The organism is Scandinavium manionii (assembly GCF_024764775.1).
Classification (GTDB): Bacteria; Pseudomonadota; Gammaproteobacteria; order Enterobacterales; family Enterobacteriaceae; genus Scandinavium; species Scandinavium manionii.
On the sequence record NZ_JALIGC010000037.1, the window covers coordinates 69,320 to 88,858 of the forward strand.

The window sequence follows — 19,539 nt, forward strand, 5'->3', positions numbered from 1 at the left end:
GCCAGGACTTTTTGCGCGCCGGTCGAACATGCGGCCCCCAAATGGCTCACTGCGAACAGCTTCAGTATAGATATATACTGTATGAATGAACAGGTGTTTTGTCGACAAAATCACTGGGCTGGCTCATACTCATTAATGCGGTAAACCATGGGCGAAATTGCGCGATCGCCGCCGATCGGGTATACTTTTGCCGTTGACGTAACACAGTGCGCTTCGCGGATACCACCCGCAAACCACTGACAAAACCTCGCTCCGGCGGGGTTTTTTGTTTTCTGAGGTATTGCAAGGAAATGTGATCGGCAACTCAGATTTTTGTGGTGAATCATAAAGCGCTTGCTGCGCAACGCCGCCTGTGCTTGTATAAATCCAGTCAACAACACAACGTCATGGTCCCTAATGAACATCAACCTGAACGCAATCAACCTACTACCAACTGCGCAACCAGCCGCAGTGGTCGTCGTGCGTGTGGTGGTGGTCGTCGGCAATGCGCCGTAGGGTCCGGAACACACGATTCCAAAACCCCGCCGGCGCAAACCGGCGGGGTTTTTCGTTTAAGCCCCCCGGAAAGTCGGCCCACAAGAAAAGGACTGGAGCATGACAACTTCGGGCACAATGTCATCACAGGCGGCGTCATCTAAGACGACGTCACAGGCAAAGCGTTTTACCGGCGCACAGCTGATTGTTCACTTACTGGAACGTCAGGGCATCACCATTGTGGCGGGTATTCCAGGCGGCACGGTTTTACCGCTGTACGACGCGCTCAGCCAAAGCAAGCAGATCCGTCACGTACTGGCCCGCCATGAACAGGGCGCGGGGTTTATCGCCCAGGGTATGGCGCGTACGCAGGGCAAACCGGCTGTCTGTATGGCCTGTAGCGGCCCCGGTGCGACCAACCTGGTCACCGCAATTGCCGATGCGCGCCTCGACTCCATTCCGCTGGTGTGTATCACCGGCCAGGTTCCTGCCTCGATGATCGGTACCGATGCGTTCCAGGAAGTGGACACCTACGGCATCTCCATCCCCATCACCAAACACAACTATTTAGTCCGCGACATCAGCGAACTGCCGCAGGTGATCAGCGACGCGTTTCGCATTGCGCAGTCTGGCCGTCCAGGCCCGGTGTGGGTGGATATTCCGAAGGATGTTCAGACCGCTGAAATCGATATCGACGACCTGCCGATGCCGGGCTGTAAAGCGCCAGCCCCGGTGTTTAACCTGGCTGATGTGCGCGATGCCGCGGCGATGATTAACAGCGCCAAACGCCCGGTACTGTATCTCGGCGGCGGGGTGATTAACGTCCCGGAACACATCCGCAAACTGGCGGAAAAAGCCAATCTGCCGACCACCATGACCCTGATGGCGCTGGGAATGCTGCCTAAAGCGCATCCGCTGTCGTTAGGGATGCTCGGGATGCATGGCGCACGTAGTACCAACCACGTAATGCAAGAAGCTGATTTGCTGATTGTTTTAGGCGCGCGTTTTGATGACCGGGCGATTGGCAAAACCGAACAATTCTGCCCGAACGCCAAAATCATTCACGTCGATATCGACCGCGCGGAGCTTGGCAAAATCAAACAGCCTCACGTGGCAATTCAGGCTGATGTGGGTGACGTTCTGGACCAGCTGATCCCGTTGGTTGAAGCCCAGCCGCGCGCCGAGTGGCGTCAGCTGGTGGCGGATTTGCAACAGGAATTCCCGTCAGCCATTCCGCAAGCGGGCGATCCGCTGACCCATTACGGTCTGATTAACGCCGTGGCGGCGTGTGTGGACGACGACGCAATTGTCACCACCGACGTCGGCCAGCATCAGATGTGGACCGCGCAGGCGTATCCGCTCAATCGTCCACGTCAGTGGCTGACGTCCGGCGGGCTGGGCACAATGGGCTTTGGCCTGCCTGCGGCAGTGGGTGCGGCGCTCGCGAATCCGCATCGCAAAGTATTGTGTTTCTCCGGCGACGGCAGCCTGATGATGAACATTCAGGAAATGGCGACTGCGGCAGAAAATCAGCTCGACGTAAAAATTATCCTGATGAACAACGAGGCGCTGGGGCTGGTACATCAGCAGCAAAGCCTGTTCTACAAGCAGGGCGTTTTTGCCGCCACCTATCCGGGAATGATTAACTTTATGCAGATTGCGCAGGGCTTTGGCCTGCAAACCTGCGACCTGAATACGGCTGAAGATCCACAGGCCGCGTTGCAGGAAATCATTTCCCGTCCGGGACCGGCGCTGATTCACGTGCGTATCGATCCTGAGCAAAAAGTCTGGCCAATGGTGCCGCCGGGTGCCGCGAATACTGAAATGGTGGGGGAATAAACCATGCAAAACGCAATTCATGACAACGTCATTCTGGAACTCACCGTGCGCAACCACCCCGGCGTCATGACCCACGTCTGCGGCCTGTTTGCTCGCCGCGCGTTTAACGTGGAAGGCATTCTTTGTCTACCGATCCAGAACAGCGATAAAAGCCGCATTTGGCTATTAGTGAACAACGATCAGCGTCTGGAGCAGATGATTAGCCAAATTGATAAGCTCGAAGACGTCACTCAGGTGACTCGTCACCAGAGCGATCCGGGCGTGTTTAACAAGCTGGGGCTGTTTTTTGAATAATCCCTGCCGTTGACGGATAACGCAGCCACCGAGGCATACAGCCCGGTGGCTGTTTTTCTTTCAGTGATAATCACATTTATGGGGCGTTTGTCTGTCGACATCGCGATGGATGCCATTATCATGTGCGGGCAGAGGAAGGCTGAGAGGGCGCATGATCTGGTTGACGTTAGCCACCTTAGTGGTGGTATTTGTGGTGGGTTTTCGGGTATTAACCTCTGACTCTCGCCGGGCTATCAAGCGCCTGAGCGAAAGAATTGGTATTACACCTATGCATGTAGAATCGATGATCGATCAGATGGGAAAGCGTGCGGGTGAAGAGTACCTGCATTATTTGCACCGTCCTAATGAAGCGCATTTGCAGAATGCCGCTCAGGTTTTGCTTATCTGGCAGGTCGCGGTGGTCGATGCCAGCGAATCCAATCTTCACTACTGGCACCGTCAGTTGCAAAAAGCGCGTCTCGCCGCCCCGGTGACCGATGCACAAATTCGTTTGGCGCTGGGATTTTTGCGTGAACTGGAGCCGGACGTATCAGAGTTCAACGCGTTCCAGCACCGCTATAACCTGCTGTTTATGCCGCAGGATGGCGTAACCTGGCTGCATTGATACCCGCATGAATGACGATTGCCATCGGCGATTGTCATTCGATTTCCTCATTCTATGGCTGCGAAACCTGTTCGCATTTTGTGGCTATCTGTACCTATTTTCCGAAACCTGTTCCGCTCAGCACGGGCGCTTGTTATAACGTGGTCACTGGAAGTGCAAACCAATAATTAAAACCTACTACAAGAAAGGAACAGCCATTATGTCTGGAATACGTCAACGTATTCTGGAGAATATGCAAATGTTCTCCAGAGCAATGATCGGCGCAGTCCTCTTTTTACCCGTTATTGGTTTAATTCTGGCGCTAAGTTCAGTATTAACCAATCCCACCCTGATTTCTGAAACCAGTTTCCTGCATAATTTAGGGCAGCTACTAGGCGATACATTCTGGCCGTTGTTTAGCAATCTTGGATTATTATTCTGTGTAGGTATCAGTTACGGGCTGGCAAAAGACAGAAAAACAGAAGTCGCGTTAGTTTCGGTGATGTGCTTTATTATGTTCCTTGGCGCCAACCATTCCTGGCTGGAGTTTACCCATCGTCTCGCAGAGAAAATTAACGGTGAATATTATGGTACCGGTCAAACCCAAATATTAGGGTTTGTAGTGGTGGATATGGGCGTATTCCTCGGTATTATTCTTGGATGCACTATCGCCTGGGTACACAATAAAGTCGCGAGTATTGAACTGCCTGGCGCATTATCGATGTACGGCGGCGCGAAGTTGACGCTTATTGCCATGACGCCAGTCATTATTCTTTATGCCATTGCCTTTACATGGATATGGCCGTTTATGACTCACGGGATCACCTCGCTGACAGGCTTTATGAAAAATGCCGGGGTGGCGGGGGTCTTTGTTTACGGTTTCTTCGAGAAATTCCTGATCCCTACAGGGTTACACCACTTTGTCTGGTCGCCGTTCCAGCTTACGCAAATTGGCGGCACACTGAGTGTTGACGGGCAAACGGTTTCCGGGACACAGGCCATTTTCCTTGCCTACATGCGTCACCCGGATTTAACCCCGGTAATGAACGAGGCGCTACGTTTTTCACAGCAAGGCATGACCACTATTTTCGGTCTGGCAGGTGCATCGCTGGCGTTTTATCACACCGCAAAACCTGAGAAAAAGAAACTGGCGAAAGCGATACTGCTTCCGGCGATTATTACCTCGATGCTGACCGGCATCACCGAGCCGATTGAGTTTACCTTCCTGTTTATCTCTCCGTTGCTGTGGGTTATCCATGCCACGCTAACGGCAGCCTCACAGGCGATTTGCGATATCTTCACCGTGCGGCCCTGGGGCGCGGCGGGCTTGATTGAATTCCTTATCTACAATCTTCCACTGCCGGTGTCGTTAACCCGCTGGCCGCTGTATATCGTGATTGGTCTCGGACAATTTGCCGCTTATTACGTGATATTCCGCACCCTGGTAGTGAAATTAAATCTGAAAACCCCGGGCCGTGAAGATGATGATGGGGTCAAGCTTTATAACAAAGCGGATTACCGGGAAAAGATGAAAAATAAATCCGAGACCAGCCAGGCTATTACCAATGACATTATTCAGGGGCTGGGTGGTAAAGATAATATTATTTCTGTCGACAACTGTTTTACGCGATTACGCGTGGTGATTCGCAATCTGGACTGTGTCGATGATCTCTTATTAAAAAGTACTGGCGCAAATGGCGTGGTACTAAACCGTAATGAAGTTCAGGTTATTTATGGTGTACGGGTTGAACAAGTACGAACCCACGTAGAAACCTGGCTGGCAACGCATTAATCAGGAGGAGTAATGAAATTAACCGTACTGGGTGGCGGCGGGGTTCGCTCGGCATTTCTGGCTAAATCACTGGCTTATAATGCACACCGGATTGGCTTAAAGGAGGTGGTGTTCCTTGATAACTCAGAGCAAAACCTGGCGGTATTCGGGGAGATTGCGCGCTATGTGTTTAATACCATTCGACCGGATATTCATTTCAGCCTGACGACCGATCCTGTTGCGGCGCTCAAAGGCGCAGGTTTCGTGATCACCACGCTGCGTGTCGGCGGCGACGAAAGCCGGATCCACGACGAGCGCGTGGCCCTTGAACACAACACGCTCGGGCAGGAAACCACCGGTGCTGGCGGCTTTGCGATGGCGATGCGCTCGATTCCGGCGATTCTCGACTATTGCCGCCTGATTGAAGAACATGCCGCACCGGACGCAATACTGTTTAACTTCACCAACCCGTCGGGGCTGGTGACCGAGGCGATTATTAAGTCCGGATTTAAGCGTCGGGTTTATGGTATTTGCGATGCCCCGTCGGAATTGATCCGCGAACTGCCGTCGATTCTTGGCTGCGACGAGCGTGATTTGCAGGTGGAATGCTACGGTCTGAACCACTTCTCGTGGTTCACCAACTTCACCGTTCGGGGGGAAGACGTCACCGAAAAACTGATCAATAGCCCGGCGTTATACAGCCACACCTGCATGCAATATTTCTCTCGGGAGCTGGTACAGCAGTGCGATAAGCAGTTACTCAATGAGTATCTCTATTATTACTACTATCGCGAGGAAGCGCTGAGTGCGATACAAAATGCGCCAGAAACCCGCGGTGAACAGATAGCGCGTATCAACCAGGCAATGCGCGAAGAGCTGGCAACACTTGATGTGAAAGCCAACCCAGCGGCAGCATTCGATATCTGGATGAAGCACTATTTGCAGCGTGAAAACAGTTATATGCAGAGCGAGTCGCAACAGGAAAAATTTAATACCCGGGCACCGCTTACGTTGCAGCAATTTATTGAAGAGCCTGACACTGGCGGTTATGCCGGGGTGGCGCTGGATATTCTGGAAGCCGTTAATAGCGATACCAGTAAACGGATTGTTGTTTCACTTTCCAATAACGGGACGCTCGATTTTCTGCTGCCGGATGATGTGATTGAAATCAGCTGCGATCTCAGTAAAAGCGGATTAAAACCGGTCACGCCAAAACACGTTCCCCTCGCGCAGAAAAACATGATCGCCTGTGTGAAAGAGTATGAGCGGCTGGCTGTCGCCGCTATTCTCAACCGAGACCGTCAGCTTGCGGTGCGCGCACTGATGGCACACCCTTTGGTCGGCTCCTGGTCCCTCGCCAATAAACTGGTGACGGCGTATCTGAACGATACTCACAGCGAAGGCTGGTAATCAATCATCAGGGGCATCGACAGGTGCCCCTGTCTCCGTCTGGTGAAACCAAAGTTTGAGCAGATGTTCAAATCCTAAAATGCAGTAACCAAAGAACGGGTTACTCCAGTAAATATCATCATCATATTTCTGCGGGTCGTGAATAATCAGAGCTGTATCGGCGGCCTGTGCCAACGGACTTTGATAATCACCAGTAAAACAGATAAGGTCAGTCTCTTTTCCATCGAGTGCTTTAATCCAATTTAAGGCTGAACTACTACGACCTGATTTTGAGATAATCCAGATGGCATCGAAAGGAGTCGTGTTTTTTTGTTCCAGAATTTCGTAGTCTGGCCACAGTGCCAGACTGGCATTAACGCCAGTGACCAGAAATTTATTATAAATGTATTGCGCAATAAGCTGAGAAAATCCACTGCCATGAATCAATATACGCTGCTGGCGTAGACTATTTAATAGTTCAGGTAAACGCTCGGGTGGATGGATTTTCATAAAGTCCACATCATTCGTTACATCCAGTTTCGGCATTGTGATATTGAATTTGATGAAATAGACCAACTCCAGCCAGCCGCTGAATTTCATTTTTTTGGCCAGGCGGATAATAGAGGACGGGTTGCTGTAACAGCGTTCGGCCACGGTGCGAATACCATCACGCAGGCATTGTTCGGGATCGCTCTGAATACAGCGCAGTACGGTTATTTCGGTTTTACTTAATTTAATATCGCGAAAAATATTTTCCAGTTCCATATACCACCCTTTACTGTGTTGCAGGATTGTAACGGACAGACTGAAAATAATGTGTGTAGCGAATCACTCATTCGCAATAATGAAATAAATGGCAGACTGAGGTGGTGCGGAAATGTTCCCCCTTACCCGCAGGAGATCGGGGGAACAGGCCTGAGCTATCAGAGCGTAATCACCAGGGCATTGCCCTGAGCGGCAACCACCACGCCCCATTCACTGCCGGACTGAGAACCGCCCCGCACACTGGCAATGTTCTGAACGTTGCGCAGACACAGCGTCCAGTCGCGCGACTCGCCAGTACCTTCCACGGTTAGGGTGCCGCCAGAACGCTTCGCCTTCAGGGTGAAGATGGTTGTACCATCGGCCGCAGGCACCTGACAGACCGCTTCGCGCCCGTCCTCAAGACTGAACAGCTGGAACGCTGTGCCCTCATGCCATGCGTAATCCGGCTTCTGAGTATTGTTGCCTAATGCTAACAGCGTGTTGTCACGCACGTACACCGGCAAGCTCAGCGCGTCATGCTGCTGTTTATGCCAGCGGCTGCCCGTCACCTCGTCGTTGTGCCACAGGTGCGTCCAGCGTCCTTCAGGCAGCCAGAACTGCACATCTCCCGCTTCGCTGAACACCGGTGCCACCACAACCGAATCGCCGAGCATGTACTGACGGTCCAGATAATCACAGGTTGGATCTTCCGGGAACTCCAGCATCATCGAACGCAGAACAGGCGTGCCGGTTTCGCGGGCGATCGCCGCCTGGCGATACAGATACGGCATCATCCGGCACTTCAGCTCGGTGAAATGACGCACCACGTCGCAGGACTCGTCATCGTACGCCCACGGCACACGGTAGGATTTGCTGCCATGCAGGCGGCTGTGGCTCGACAACAGGCCAAACGCACACCAGCGTTTATAGACGTGCGCTGGAGCGGTATTTTCGAAGCCGCCTATATCGTGACTCCAGAAGCCAAAGCCCGACATACCGATCGACAGCCCACCGCGCAGGCTTTCTGCCATCGATTCGTAGTTGGCGTAGCAGTCGCCGCCCCAGTGAACCGGGAACTGCTGTGCGCCGACGGAAGCCGAGCGCGCAAACAGCACCGCTTCCTGCTCGCCCAGCGTCTCTTTCAGCACGTTCCACACCAGTTCGTTGTAGATGAACGCGTAATGGTTGTGCATTTTCTGCGGGTCAGAGCCGTCGTGCCAGATGACATCCGTCGGGATGCGCTCGCCGAAATCAGTTTTGAAGCAGTCGACGCCGATATCCACCAGGCCTTTCAGCTTGTCGGCATACCACTGGCACGCCTCCGGGTTGGTGAAATCATAAATCGCCAGCCCAGGCTGCCATTTATCCCACTGCCAGAGCGAGCCGTCCGGGCGTTTGAGCAAATAGCCCTTTTCTTTCAGTTCCTTAAATACCGGTGATTTCTGCCCGATGTACGGATTAATCCACACGCAGACTTTCAGACCTTTGGCTTTCAGGCGGCGGATCATTCCTTCCGGGTCCGGGAACGTCACCGGGTCCCACTCGAAATCACACCACTGGAACGCCTTCATCCAGAAGCAGTCGAAATGGAACACGTGCAGCGGCAGATTGCGCTCGGCCATACCGTCGATAAAGCTGTTTACCGTCGCTTCGTCGTAATTGGTGGTGAACGAGGTGGTCAGCCACAGGCCGAATGACCACGCCGGAGGCAGCGCCGGGCGGCCGGTAAATTGCGTATAACGGTTCAGGACGTCTTTCGGGGTCGGGCCATCAATCACAAAATATTCGAGATATTCGCTTTCGACGCTGAACTGCACTTTTGAGACTTTCTCGGAACCGACTTCAAACGACACGCACTCCGGGTGATTGACCAGCACGCCGTAGCCGCGGTTGGTGAGGTAGAAGGGAATGTTTTTGTACGACTGTTCGGTGCTGGTGCCGCCATCGCGGTTCCAGGTGTCGATGGTTTGACCATTGCGCACCAGTGCGGTGAAGCGCTCGCCAAGGCCGTAGACGGTTTCACCCACGCCTAAATCCAGGCGTTCAAACATGTAATGACGATCGTTGTGGGTGTCCTGCACGTAACCGTTGTTTTTCACCTGGCTACCGGTGATACGCACGCCGTTGCGCAGAAAATCCAGCGCCCAGAATTCGCCTTTCGAGACGCGTACGCTGAGGTTGCCGCTTTTCAGCTCGGCAAATTCGGCAGTGTTTTGCATCTCAACTTTCACATCCTGCTGCACATTCAGCGGGTAGTGCGGGCCGTTATCCAGCGCGCCCTGGAAATGCTCAATGCGAACGCCCACCACGCCTTCCTGCGGGGAGAAAAATCGCAGCGTAAACAGCGGCGTATCCAGCTGCCATGTGCGCTCACGCACGTCGCGCGGGGCGGCATACACCACCATTTCGTTACCCTGCTGTTCGACGTCGAACACCTGCAGTGGGTGGATTAGATTCAGGCCAGGTTGAATGAGCCAGTTTCCATCACTGATTTTCATGCCTTGTTCCTCTTAGTTCGGTAATTCTTTGCTGACCGGAGCCTGCTCAAAGTCTTGCTGAGTGCGGCGCGCGCCCTGCGCGATATCCGCCATGATTTTGCGTAAATACGGGGTTTTCAGCGTGTAATAACGCCTGGCGATAACGGCGCTCAGCAGATAGCAGGCCGCCGGAACGAGGGTAAACAGCGCAATAATGATGCTGATGGTGTCGCTGTTTTGGGTTTTGGCCGTGGCGTCGTAGCCGCCCGCCGCCAGCATCCAGCCAATCATCGCGCCGCCCAGCGCCAGGCCGAGTTTCAGAACAAACAATGTGCCTGCGAAGCTGATGCCAGTCAGGCGTTTGCCGTTGCACCATTCGCCATAGTCGACGGTGTCGGACATCATGACCCACTGGATTGGCGTCACCAGCTGGTGGAGCACGCCAATCACGAAGATGAAGCCAAACATCACGAAATTGGCCTGAATGGGCACGAAGAACATCGCCACGCTTAATACCGTCAGCGCCGCGTTGGTCCACCAGAACACGCTGACCTTACATTTCCAGTCGGTAAGTGGTTTCGCCAGCGCGGAGCCAATCAGGTTGCCGACGCAGTAAGTGCACAGGAAGGCTGTGAACAGCCCGGCGGAGCCCATAATCCAGGTGGCGTAGTACATCATCGCGCCGCCGCGCACGCAGACCGCGAGGATGTTGAGAATGGTCAGCAGGCCGACGATGCGCCATTGGTCGTTTTGCCAGATATCTCGCAGATCTTCACGCATCGACGAGGTACTCGGCGGCACCTGGATGCGCTCTTTGGTATTGAAGAAACAGAAAGCCAGCATCAGGAAGGCCACCACCGACAGTACCGCAATGCCACCCTGGAAGCCGAATGCTTTGTCGTCGCCGCCAATCAGGTTCACCAGCGGCATCATCAGCACCGTGGAGAGCATGCCGCCTGCTGTCGCCAGTACGAAGCGCCAGGACTGCAGGGAGATACGCTGCGTTGGATCGTCGGTTATCACCCCGCCCAGCGCGCAGTAAGGGATGTTGACCACGGTATACAGCAGGGTGAGCAGGGTGTAGGTGACGGCGGCGTAAATCAGTTTGCCGCTGTGGGAGAGGTCTGGCGAGCTATAGGCCAGCACGCACACGAGACCAAAGGGAATAGCACCAAACAGGATCCACGGCCGGAATTTGCCCCAGCGGCTGCGGGTACGGTCCGCGAGCAGGCCCATGCAAGGGTCGGAAATTGCATCAAGCGCGCGGGCGAGCAAAAACATGGTGCCGACAAAACCGGCGGGAATACCAAAAATATCGGTATAAAAAAACATCATGTACAACATGACGTTATCAAAAATGATATGGCTGGCGGCATCTCCCATGCCGTAGCCAATCTTCTCCTTCACGGACAACACTTCATGACTCATTTTTTATCCTTCAATAGCGTCATCGAACATCAGTAACCGGTTACATGGTTGTAATTCATCGTCGGCACCGATGGAATTCCGATATCTCGTTAGCGGATTATGTTTCTTGTTTTCTGTGATCGCGGTTGGGAAGATTAATGTTTATAAATGTAACTGGCTGATTTAGTAGGGTTTTATTGGGGTTTTGGTGGTTTGCTGCGCAGATATCAGGAAATAATTAGATCAAAGAGTGGGGTAACTGCCTGAAAGTAGCTATAATGCGCACCGCCTCCATGTAGCAATCGAGGCGCGGAAGGTCGTCGTCTCCGGTGAGGCGGCTGGACTTCAAATCCAGATGGGACCGCCAGCGGCCCCGGGCAGGTTCGACTCCTGTGATCTTCCGCCAGTTCTCTCACCGCCGTTTAAGTTTTCCCCCGCCTGGGTCGCTGTTCATTGTATTAACCGATGGAGCGCCAGGATGAAAAAATTACTCGTATTGCTTTTACCGTTACTGCTTGCAGGCTGCGCCACTATTGTCGGAGACAATGAAGAACAGGTGCGCATCAATAGCGTGCCCGATCACGTTCGCTTTGCTATTTCAGACAGCGACGGCCAGATTGTCGCCAGTGGGATTACGCCGCAAACCGTTACGCTGAAGAAAGCGGATGGCAGTTATTTTGGCAAAATCAATTACACGCTGACGCTCGCGGAGGATGGCTACAACACGTCCATCGTGCCGCTGAGCACGAATCTCACTCCCTGGTATCTGTTCGGAAATCTCATTTTCCTCGGCGTCCCTGGCTGGCTGATTGTCGATCCGTTTTCGGGTGCGATGTATTCGTTTAAGAATCACTATATTCAAACGTATCTGCGCCGATGCCCGCCAGGGCCGTACCGCTATATGTGTTCATAACGACGAATATTTTGAGGAAGGGGCTGGCGTTTGGGGTGGCTCATGGATGAAACATGGGCCCCGTTTCGCCAGCCAGATGCTGGAGATTATTTGTTCTCGTTCGGCGCGTGCTCTGCTGGCGTTTCCGACTCTGCGGCTTCTGGTTTTTTCACCGTGATAGTGGGCAAATCACCGTAGGTCACCTGTGTTTTTTCAAGACGGGTGATGATGTCTGCAGTGACATCTAATTTTGCATCGCTGGAAATGACATTCTGATTATCAACAATCAGCGCCAGCTTTTTTTCCTGCCGGTAGGTATCCACGGCTTTTACAATGGCTGCCAGGCTGGCCTGACGCGCGGCTTTTTGTTCTGCCATCCACTGGTGATTCAGGACTTGCGCATCGGCGTTACTCGCCTTTTTCTGTTCGTCCGCTGACAGGGCGGCATAACCTTGCTTCGCTTCATCGTTGGCCTTGATAAGCACGGCCTGAACCTGTTTGCCATGCTCAATTTCCTGTTTCCCGATGGCCGAGTCCTTCAGAACTTTGCCTATATCCACGACGCCAATTTCAGGTGTGGAAGCATTTTTCTGGTCGCAGCCCGCTAATCCGCCAAAGGCGAGAGTTGTGGCAAGCGCCAGTATTGCGGTTTTCTTTTGCATCATTAGGTCCTTTTATTGCCTTCCGCTCTGGCGGTGGGCGGTGTTCATTAGGCATTTGCTTTCATGTCGTCAGTAGACAGCATGCGAGCGCCATTGGTTTCCTTGTCATTTTCTTATTTCTTCCTTCGGCGGATATTTGGCGAATGAGCGCGAATAAAATAAATCGGGCCAGCATCCCGCTGGCCCATTTCGCTACCGGTGACTCACTCAATCCCAGCCAGGTACGGCCCCGCCGTTAAAGATTTTCTCTGCCGCTTTTGCCACTTCCGGTGACTGATACGACTGCATAAATTCCTTCACGTTCTCCGCGTCTTTGTTATCTTTGCGAGTGACAATGATGTTCACATACGGCGAGTTTTTATCTTCGATAAACACGCCGTCATGCACCGGTGACAGACCGGTCTGTTGCAGATAGGTGGTGCTGATGATCGCCACGTCGACCTTCGGGTCGTCGAGCACGCGTGGCAGTTGCGCCCCTTCCAGCTCCATAATGTTGAGCTTATGCGGGTTGTCGCTGATATCGAGTGAGGTCGGCAGCAGGCCTTTACCCGGTTTGAGGGTAATCAGTTTCTCTTTTTGCATCAGCAATAACGCGCGCCCGAGATTGGTCGGATCGTTTGGAATCGCGATGGTCGCGCCGTCTTTCAGTTCGGAAACAGACTTAATTTTGCGGGAATAACCGGCCATCGGGAAAACGAAGGTATTGCCGACGGCCACTAAGTGGAAGTTGTGCGCTTTGTTGTCTTGCTCCAGGAACGGACGATGCTGGAATACGTTGGCATCGAGTTCTCCGGCATTGGTGGCATCGTTTGGCAGCAGCGAGCCGCTAAACCCAACCAGCTCCACATCGAGGCCATATTTTTCTTTGGCGACTTTCTTCGCCACTTCGGCCACGTCTTGTTCCGCGCCGTTAATCACGCCCACTTTTATGTGTTTGCTGGTATCGCTTTTTTGATCACAGCCCGCCAGAAGTAAGCCGGTCAGCAGCAAGGCGCCGAGATGAGGAAGAGTCAGTTTCACGCCAGAGTTCCTTTTTAAACAGTCGTTAAAACAATGTGTTCCGAATAAAAATGACTATAACGAGTTTGGCGAAGCGAGGATAAAAACGAAAAGGAATGAGCAAGACGAAAAGGTGATAAAGCGGGTCTATAGGGCCTGATCCTGTAGGCCCGGCAGTCCAGCGCGCCGCCGGGCAGTGAGGGGTGACGCCCGGTGGCGCTACGCTGACCGGGCCTGCAGGTTAGTTCAGCGTATTCGCAATCGCGTTATACATCAGCGACGCTTCCAGCGGTTGAGCGCTGAATGAAGGTTCGGCTTTCGGCCACGCTGACCACTGAACGATCACCAGTTTTTGCTGCGGATTGACCACGATAATCTGACCAAAAATGCCCAGCGCCCACATTGTATCCTGGCTCGACAGGCCCTCTTTCGGGCTGACATCTTGAGCGTTTACCGGCACGCTGTTGTTCCACCACTGGTAGCCGTACATGCCGTCCGGATGCGCCGTCGATACGGATTTCTCCGCGGTATTCCAGGTTCGGGCATCTTTCACCCAGTTGTCCGGCAGCGTTTTCGTGCCGTCCGGCAGCACGCCGTTGTTCATGATAAACAGGCCGAATTTACCCCAGTCCTCCAACGTGGCGTTGAAACCGTGTGCGCCAACGTCGTGTTTGCCCGGTTGATAGCTGTGCCACACGCCGTCATGCACCATGCCGTACGGCTGCCAGATTTTTTCCTGTAAGTTCTGTGCCAGGGATTTGCCGGTCGCTTTCTCGAGCGTATCGCCAAGTAGCCACGCACCGCCTGACGAGTAAGACCAGGCCGCGCCCGGTTTGGCGTAAGTGGTACGTTTCGGGTCTTTCACCAGCGCATTCACACAGGCGTAAGTGTCTTTGTTGGCTTCACACTGGGTGAGCTTCGCAAAGTCAGACTGTGGATTGGTGTAGTCCTCATTCCACGTCACGCCGGAAGTGTGCTGCATCAGCTGGCGTACCGTGACGTGCTCCCAGGCTGTGCCTTTTACGTCGGGGTTGTACTTGACGATTTCATCATCCAGCGAGGCGATTTTGCCCTCTTTCACTGCGATCCCGACCAGCGTCGACACCACTGACTTCCCGACCGATCGCGAGGTCCACAGCGTGGTTGGCGTGTTGCCGTGGCTGTAATACTGGTAGGCGATTTTACCGTCCTTGATGACCATCATTCCGGTCACGTCGTTGCGCTTGATGTAATCCTGTAAACCGTAGCGCTGGCCCTGATACTGGTAGGTCGCATCGCTCAATGAACGCGTCATCACCGGAATTGGCTGCGCGTGTCCTGCTTTGAAGACATCTCCGGCGTAGGAGCGATAGTCGTTACGAAAGCCGATTACACGCTGCGGCTGGTTCCAGGTGAGCATGTCTTTCACGTCAGGCAGTTTGGCATCAACCGGAGCCGGGCAGGTGGTCAGTTGCGGTACGCCACAGTCGTTCGCGGCCTGAGCAGCACCGGCCTGCAGCGAAACGCCGAGGCAAAGTGCGAGGAGACAGAGAGAAGTGTTCATCTTGCGCATAATCGTACCTTTCATCCTTTAGAATTATGAGATGTCAGGCACTACTTTAGGCGAGAGTTGTCGGCAGGTGCAGTCAGTGTGCGGGGGAAAAACCCCCGCTATGACTGAACGCGAGGTTACAGGCCCAATGCGCTGAGGCCCGGATGATCGTCCGGACGTCGACCCTGGGGCCAGTGAAACAGGCGATCTTCTTCGTTGATCGGCAGGTCGTTGATGCAGGCGAAGCGTTTGCTCATCAGGCCGTTGTCGTCGAATTCCCAGTTTTCATTGCCGTAGGAGCGGAACCATGTGCCGTTCTCGTCGTGCCATTCGTAGGCGAAACGCACGGCGATGCGGTTGTCGGTATAGGCCCACAACTCCTTGATCAGCCGATATTCCTGCTCTTTGCGCCACTTGTTGTCGAGGAAGGTGACGATGGCATCGCGCCCGTCGATAAACTCGCTGCGGTTACGCCAGCTGCTGTCAGGGGTGTAGGCCAGCGCAACTTTATCCGGATTGCGACTGTTCCAGCCATCTTCGGCGGAACGCACTTTATGGATGGCGCTTTCCAGGGTAAACGGGGGTAGCGGGGGACGTTGTTCACTCATCATTCACTCCTGCGGGATCGGGTTCTCCACATCCTGGCACATATTCATCTGAACGAAACCGGGAAGTTTTGTCTTCCCGGTGAACATCGACTCAATGGTGAGATTTTTTCAGCGGTGATTCTTTCAGTAACCATGACAGCGCAAACGCCAGCACCATAATGCACGCCGCCATCATGAAGGCCGCGTGAATGGCGGCCCCGAAGGCATCGAGATAATCGGTGCGTACGGCCACCGGCAAGTGGTGAACGGCCACCGGGTTCATCCCGCGAGGGATTTCCGCGCCCTCGGGCAGCAAACGAGTGAGATTCGATTGCAGCACGTGGGTAAAGACCGCGCCAAACAGCGCCACGCCAATTGAGCCGCCTATCGAGCGGAACAGCGTTACGCCGGACGTCGCCACGCCGTACAGATTCGGTGCTACCGAGTTCTGCACCGCCAGTACCAGCACCTGCATGACCAGGCCGAGGCCCATGCCCAGCACGCCGGTAAACAGATACAGATGCCAGGTTGGCGAATCGATGGTGATCCGCGTCAGCAGCAGCATCCCGATGAAACCGAGCAGCGTCCCGGCGATGGGGAACAGGCGGTATTTACCGGTGCGGCTGATTAAGCGTCCGCTGATAATCGAGGTCACCAGAAGGCCGCCCATCAGCGGGATCAGCTGTAGCCCGGCCTCGGTTGGTGTCGCACTTTTCACCACCTGCAAATAGAGCGGCAAGAAGGTCACCGAGCCAAACAGCGACATCCCGATGATAAAGCCAATCAGGCTGCACAACAGGAAGCTGCGGTCGCGGAACAGCGACAGCGGAATTATCGGCTCGAACGCCAGGCGCTCCTCATAGATAAACCCGGCAATACCCACCAGGCCAAACGCCAGAATGCACCACAGTTGCGGGTCACTCCATTCGCGCACGGTGCCACCTTCGGTGGTGAACAGCGTGATGCACAGCAGCGCCATGCTGAGATACAGCGCGCCGAGCCAGTCAATCTGATGCTCGCTGCGCTTGTTAGTGCTGTGGAATACCGTGCCGATCACCAGCAGGGCGAACACCCCCAGCGGCAGGTTGATGTAGAAAATCCAGCGCCACGAGGTGTGCTGTACGATGAAGCCGCCGATCAGCGGACCAATCACTGTTGCAAGGCCAAAGACCCCGCCGAACAGGCCCTGATAGCGTCCACGGTCGGCAGGAGGGATAACGTCCGCCACCGCCGCCATGCTGATGACCATCAAACCGCCGCCGCCCAGACCTTGCAGGGCGCGCATCAGCACCAGCTGTGTCATGTTCTGCGCCAGGCCGCACAGCGCGGAGCCGACGAGGAACAGAACGATGGCGATTTGCAGCACCCGCTTGCGCCCAAACAGGTCGCCAAATTTGCCGTACAGCGGTACCACGATAGTGGACGTCAGAATATAGGCGGTGACCACCCACGACAGCTTATCGAGGCCGCCGAGTTCGCCCACAATGGTGGGCAACGCCGTCGAGACGATGGTCTGATCCAGCGCTGACAGCAGCATCACCAGTAACAGCGCGCTGAATAACAGGCGGATGGACTTCACGCCGGTGGCTGGAACGTGCTGCGATTGAGTCGTCTTTTGAGACGCCATAAACAAGCTCACTTGAAATTAATTAAATACCTAATTAATATTTATGTAAGTTATGGTTCAGGTCAAGGGACAGCCCGCAAATGAAAGCACAGAATGGCAAAGATAATTCCGAGAAACCGCGCCGCCCGGGGCGTCCACGTGGAAAGCAGGCCGGAGCCGACAATCGCGAGCAGCTAATGGATATCGCGCTGACGCTGTTTGCGCGGCAGGGGATCGCCCGGGTGTCGCTCAACGCCATCGCCAAAGAAGCCGGCGTGACCCCGGCGATGCTGCATTACTATTTCACCTCCCGCGAGGCGCTTATCGATCAGATCCTTGAGGAGCGTTTTATGCCGCTGCGCAACCGCATCAGCAGCGCGTTTGTGGAGCATTCTGACGACCCGGTTATAGCCCTAACCATCATGGTGCGGGTGCTGGCAGAGCTGGCGGAACAACACGCGTGGTTTGCGCCGTTGTGGATGCAGGAGATGATTGGCGAAATGCCGGTCCTGCGTCAGCACATGCAGGCGCGTTTCGGCGAAGATAAACACCATAAGCTGTTGAGCACCGTGGCTCAATGGCAGGAAACGGGCAAGCTCAACCGTGAACTCGCGCCGGAGTTGCTGATAACGACGCTGATAAGCCTGGTGCTGGTGCCGTTTTCTCGTCTGCGAACCGACGAGCGGATGAAAGCCGTATCCCCCGACGTTATCGTGCGTCACGCGCTGGCGATAATGGACCAGGGGATTGGTGGTTAAAGGGCTTTTGTCAGGTAGTGGCGCTGCATTCCCTGATGAGGGAAGTCATTGATAGTGTTATGCAAAGTAAACCCGCATTTCTGATAGAACGGCAGCGCCTGGAAGCTGGCGGTATCCACCAACATATGGCTGCAGCCCCATTCGCGGATGCGGTTTTCGGCTCCACGAATCAGTTCACTACCGAGCCCTTTGCCGCGCGCGGCGTCACTGACCCACAGATAGTCGATGCACAGCCAGTCGCCTTTTCGTTTGCCGATCAGCCCGCCGAGCATTTTGCCGTCTTCATCCCGGGCATAGACGCCCAGTTCGAACCAGTTGCTGGTATCAATAAACTGGCTGTTGTATGCGCGTAAACCGGTAAATAACGCTTCCTGATCCTGCTGAGTAACCTTTTCCGTCACCTCGATGTGCATAACCTGTCTCCGCGTTTTGTTCACATAAACCCGTCTCATTATTGGGTCTGGTAACAAACTTCTCAATCACTAAAAACAGGGGACCACGTCGGCCTGCTTTTTGCCCTGTGCTATCATCCCGGGCAACGAAATCAGGTTGTTGAGGAAAAGATGGGCTCGACCAAGAAAGGAATGCTGAACGTACTGATAGCCGCCGTGCTGTGGGGAAGTTCCGGCGTATGCGCGCAGTACATCATGGAGCAGAGCCAGATGTCGTCGCAGTTTTTAACTATGGTGCGCCTGCTGTTTGCAGGATTCATTCTGCTGATGCTGGCCTTCGTGCATGGCGATAACATTTTCCGCATTCTGAAGAACCGCAAAGACGCGTTGAGTCTGCTGCTGTTTTCGCTGGTGGGCGCGCTAACGGTGCAGCTCACCTTCCTGATGACCATCGAAAAATCGAACGCCGCTACGGCGACTGTCCTTCAATTTTTATCGCCGACCATCATCGTGGCGTGGTTTGCCATTGTGCGCAAATCGCGGCCCGGGGCGCTGGTGTTTGCCGCCATTCTGACCTCACTGCTAGGCACCTTTTTGCTGGTCACACACGGTAGCCCGACGTCGCTTTCTGTCTCGCCTGCGGCAGTGTTCTGGGGAATTGCCTCGGCCTTCGCCGCCGCGTTCTATACCACTTATCCGTCTACGCTGATTGCGCGCTACGGCACGCTGCCGATCGTTGGCTGGAGCATGTTGTTGGGCGGCGCCTTTTTGTTGCCGTTCTATGCTGGCGAAGGGCTACATTTCGTGATCAGCGGCAATCTGCTGCTGGCGTTTTTCTATCTGGTGGTGATCGGCACATCGCTGACGTTCAGCCTGTATCTGAAGGGTGCGCAGATGATTGGCGGCCCGAAGGCCAGCATTCTGAGCTGCGCCGAACCACTGAGTAGCGCGCTGTTATCGGTGCTGCTGTTGGGCGTCAGCTTTGCGTTGCCGGACTGGCTGGGCACGCTGCTCATCCTCTCCTCGGTGGTGCTGATTTCGCTCGATTCACGCCGTCACGCTCGGCTGGGATAATGCTGAGCTGTCAATCATTCTTTTGCGCGATAAAATCCATAATTGACTGATTTAATAATA

The 19,539-nt window shown here is 54.2% G+C and carries 18 protein-coding genes and 1 tRNA gene; 10 read left to right on the forward strand and 9 right to left on the reverse strand.

All coding sequences use genetic code 11. From position 1 onward, the window contains the following. The first annotated feature begins 396 nt into the window (after positions 1-396). From ivbL to MUU51_RS10150, 6 genes are all read left to right on the forward strand, one after another. Complete coding sequence (gene ivbL / locus MUU51_RS10125; RefSeq protein ID WP_154161092.1) at positions 397-495, forward strand: ilvB operon leader peptide IvbL; 99 nt, start codon at positions 397-399, stop codon at positions 493-495. A 117-nt stretch (positions 496-612) separates the two neighbouring features. Continuing rightward, positions 613-2,313 carry an acetolactate synthase large subunit gene (ilvB, locus tag MUU51_RS10130; RefSeq protein ID WP_159769758.1) on the forward strand — a complete coding sequence of 567 codons (1,701 nt, stop codon included), beginning with the start codon at positions 613-615 and terminating at the stop codon, positions 2,311-2,313. 3 nt (positions 2,314-2,316) lie between these two features. Next, positions 2,317-2,607: an acetolactate synthase small subunit gene (gene ilvN / locus MUU51_RS10135; protein WP_110510373.1), complete on the forward strand. Its 291-nt coding sequence runs from the start codon at positions 2,317-2,319 to the stop codon at positions 2,605-2,607. Positions 2,608-2,758: 151 nt separating this feature from the next. Then, positions 2,759-3,211: a DUF1198 family protein gene (locus MUU51_RS10140; protein ID WP_159768930.1), complete on the forward strand. Its 453-nt coding sequence runs from the start codon at positions 2,759-2,761 to the stop codon at positions 3,209-3,211. A gap of 199 nt (positions 3,212-3,410) precedes the next feature. Further along, entirely contained in the window at positions 3,411-4,982 is a 1,572-nt protein-coding gene (locus tag MUU51_RS10145) for a PTS transporter subunit EIIC (RefSeq protein WP_258967694.1), read from the forward strand. A 12-nt stretch (positions 4,983-4,994) separates the two neighbouring features. Then, positions 4,995-6,371 carry a family 4 glycosyl hydrolase gene (locus MUU51_RS10150; protein WP_258967695.1) on the forward strand — a complete coding sequence of 459 codons (1,377 nt, stop codon included), beginning with the start codon at positions 4,995-4,997 and terminating at the stop codon, positions 6,369-6,371. Here the strand turns inward: MUU51_RS10150 and MUU51_RS10155 are convergent, their stop codons facing one another. The 3 genes from MUU51_RS10155 to MUU51_RS10165 form a co-directional block, all read right to left on the reverse strand. Then, positions 6,372-7,115 (reverse strand): MurR/RpiR family transcriptional regulator, encoded by a 744-nt coding sequence (locus MUU51_RS10155; RefSeq protein ID WP_159768940.1) that lies wholly within the window; start codon positions 7,113-7,115, stop codon positions 6,372-6,374. 158 nt (positions 7,116-7,273) lie between these two features. Further along, positions 7,274-9,592: an alpha-xylosidase gene (gene yicI / locus MUU51_RS10160; protein ID WP_258967696.1), complete on the reverse strand. Its 2,319-nt coding sequence runs from the start codon at positions 9,590-9,592 to the stop codon at positions 7,274-7,276. A 12-nt stretch (positions 9,593-9,604) separates the two neighbouring features. Next, positions 9,605-10,999 carry a glycoside-pentoside-hexuronide family transporter gene (locus MUU51_RS10165; protein ID WP_159768946.1) on the reverse strand — a complete coding sequence of 465 codons (1,395 nt, stop codon included), beginning with the start codon at positions 10,997-10,999 and terminating at the stop codon, positions 9,605-9,607. 290 nt (positions 11,000-11,289) lie between these two features. Between MUU51_RS10165 and MUU51_RS10170 the strand changes: the two genes are divergently transcribed. Both MUU51_RS10170 and MUU51_RS10175 read left to right on the forward strand, forming a co-directional pair. Next, a tRNA-Sec gene (locus MUU51_RS10170) sits at positions 11,290-11,384 on the forward strand. Positions 11,385-11,456: 72 nt separating this feature from the next. Then, positions 11,457-11,891 carry a hypothetical protein gene (locus MUU51_RS10175; protein ID WP_258967697.1) on the forward strand — a complete coding sequence of 145 codons (435 nt, stop codon included), beginning with the start codon at positions 11,457-11,459 and terminating at the stop codon, positions 11,889-11,891. An 86-nt stretch (positions 11,892-11,977) separates the two neighbouring features. Here the strand turns inward: MUU51_RS10175 and MUU51_RS10180 are convergent, their stop codons facing one another. The 5 genes from MUU51_RS10180 to MUU51_RS10200 all read right to left on the reverse strand — a co-directional run bounded on the left by MUU51_RS10180 (position 11,978) and on the right by MUU51_RS10200 (position 17,276). Beyond that, positions 11,978-12,532, reverse strand: a complete 555-nt coding sequence (locus MUU51_RS10180) for an OmpH/Skp family outer membrane protein (protein ID WP_258967698.1) — start codon at positions 12,530-12,532, stop codon at positions 11,978-11,980. Positions 12,533-12,739: 207 nt separating this feature from the next. Continuing rightward, complete coding sequence (gene nlpA / locus MUU51_RS10185) at positions 12,740-13,552, reverse strand: lipoprotein NlpA (protein ID WP_159768978.1); 813 nt, start codon at positions 13,550-13,552, stop codon at positions 12,740-12,742. 220 nt (positions 13,553-13,772) lie between these two features. Beyond that, on the reverse strand, positions 13,773-15,083 hold the full coding sequence (locus MUU51_RS10190) for a serine hydrolase domain-containing protein (RefSeq protein ID WP_258967699.1): 1,311 nt from the start codon (positions 15,081-15,083) through the stop codon (positions 13,773-13,775). Between the two features lie 116 nt (positions 15,084-15,199). Beyond that, positions 15,200-15,670, reverse strand: a complete 471-nt coding sequence (locus tag MUU51_RS10195; RefSeq protein WP_258967700.1) for a nuclear transport factor 2 family protein — start codon at positions 15,668-15,670, stop codon at positions 15,200-15,202. A 91-nt stretch (positions 15,671-15,761) separates the two neighbouring features. Continuing rightward, positions 15,762-17,276, reverse strand: coding sequence for an MDR family MFS transporter (locus MUU51_RS10200; RefSeq protein ID WP_258967701.1), 1,515 nt, complete (start codon positions 17,274-17,276; stop codon positions 15,762-15,764). A gap of 80 nt (positions 17,277-17,356) precedes the next feature. Between MUU51_RS10200 and MUU51_RS10205 the strand changes: the two genes are divergently transcribed. Continuing rightward, on the forward strand, positions 17,357-18,013 hold the full coding sequence (locus MUU51_RS10205; RefSeq protein ID WP_159768990.1) for a TetR/AcrR family transcriptional regulator: 657 nt from the start codon (positions 17,357-17,359) through the stop codon (positions 18,011-18,013). On the opposite strand, the gene MUU51_RS10210 is transcribed toward MUU51_RS10205, so the two are convergent. Further along, on the reverse strand, positions 18,010-18,426 hold the full coding sequence (locus MUU51_RS10210) for a GNAT family N-acetyltransferase (protein WP_159768993.1): 417 nt from the start codon (positions 18,424-18,426) through the stop codon (positions 18,010-18,012). The genes MUU51_RS10205 and MUU51_RS10210 overlap by 4 nt on opposite strands. A gap of 150 nt (positions 18,427-18,576) precedes the next feature. Here MUU51_RS10210 and MUU51_RS10215 point away from each other — a divergent pair, with 150 nt between their 5' ends. Then, positions 18,577-19,479 carry an EamA family transporter gene (locus tag MUU51_RS10215; RefSeq protein WP_258967702.1) on the forward strand — a complete coding sequence of 301 codons (903 nt, stop codon included), beginning with the start codon at positions 18,577-18,579 and terminating at the stop codon, positions 19,477-19,479. Positions 19,480-19,539: the final 60 nt, after the last annotated feature.

Excerpts from the sequence above, each read along its gene's own strand:
- ivbL (WP_154161092.1), top strand. The coding sequence starts at position 397 with ATGAACATCAACCTGAACGCAATCAACCTACTACCAACTGCGCAACCA.
- ilvB (WP_159769758.1), top strand. The coding sequence starts at position 613 with ATGTCATCACAGGCGGCGTCATCTAAGACGACGTCACAGGCAAAGCGT.
- ilvN (WP_110510373.1), top strand. The coding sequence starts at position 2,317 with ATGCAAAACGCAATTCATGACAACGTCATTCTGGAACTCACCGTGCGC.
- MUU51_RS10140 (WP_159768930.1), top strand. The coding sequence starts at position 2,759 with ATGATCTGGTTGACGTTAGCCACCTTAGTGGTGGTATTTGTGGTGGGT.
- MUU51_RS10145 (WP_258967694.1), top strand. The coding sequence starts at position 3,411 with ATGTCTGGAATACGTCAACGTATTCTGGAGAATATGCAAATGTTCTCC.
- MUU51_RS10150 (WP_258967695.1), top strand. The coding sequence starts at position 4,995 with ATGAAATTAACCGTACTGGGTGGCGGCGGGGTTCGCTCGGCATTTCTG.
- MUU51_RS10155 (WP_159768940.1), bottom strand. The coding sequence starts at position 7,115 with ATGGAACTGGAAAATATTTTTCGCGATATTAAATTAAGTAAAACCGAA.
- yicI (WP_258967696.1), bottom strand. The coding sequence starts at position 9,592 with ATGAAAATCAGTGATGGAAACTGGCTCATTCAACCTGGCCTGAATCTA.
- MUU51_RS10165 (WP_159768946.1), bottom strand. The coding sequence starts at position 10,999 with ATGAGTCATGAAGTGTTGTCCGTGAAGGAGAAGATTGGCTACGGCATG.
- MUU51_RS10175 (WP_258967697.1), top strand. The coding sequence starts at position 11,457 with ATGAAAAAATTACTCGTATTGCTTTTACCGTTACTGCTTGCAGGCTGC.
- MUU51_RS10180 (WP_258967698.1), bottom strand. The coding sequence starts at position 12,532 with ATGCAAAAGAAAACCGCAATACTGGCGCTTGCCACAACTCTCGCCTTT.
- MUU51_RS10190 (WP_258967699.1), bottom strand. The coding sequence starts at position 15,083 with ATGCGCAAGATGAACACTTCTCTCTGTCTCCTCGCACTTTGCCTCGGC.
- MUU51_RS10195 (WP_258967700.1), bottom strand. The coding sequence starts at position 15,670 with ATGAGTGAACAACGTCCCCCGCTACCCCCGTTTACCCTGGAAAGCGCC.
- MUU51_RS10200 (WP_258967701.1), bottom strand. The coding sequence starts at position 17,276 with ATGGCGTCTCAAAAGACGACTCAATCGCAGCACGTTCCAGCCACCGGC.
- MUU51_RS10205 (WP_159768990.1), top strand. The coding sequence starts at position 17,357 with ATGAAAGCACAGAATGGCAAAGATAATTCCGAGAAACCGCGCCGCCCG.
- MUU51_RS10210 (WP_159768993.1), bottom strand. The coding sequence starts at position 18,426 with ATGCACATCGAGGTGACGGAAAAGGTTACTCAGCAGGATCAGGAAGCG.
- MUU51_RS10215 (WP_258967702.1), top strand. The coding sequence starts at position 18,577 with ATGGGCTCGACCAAGAAAGGAATGCTGAACGTACTGATAGCCGCCGTG.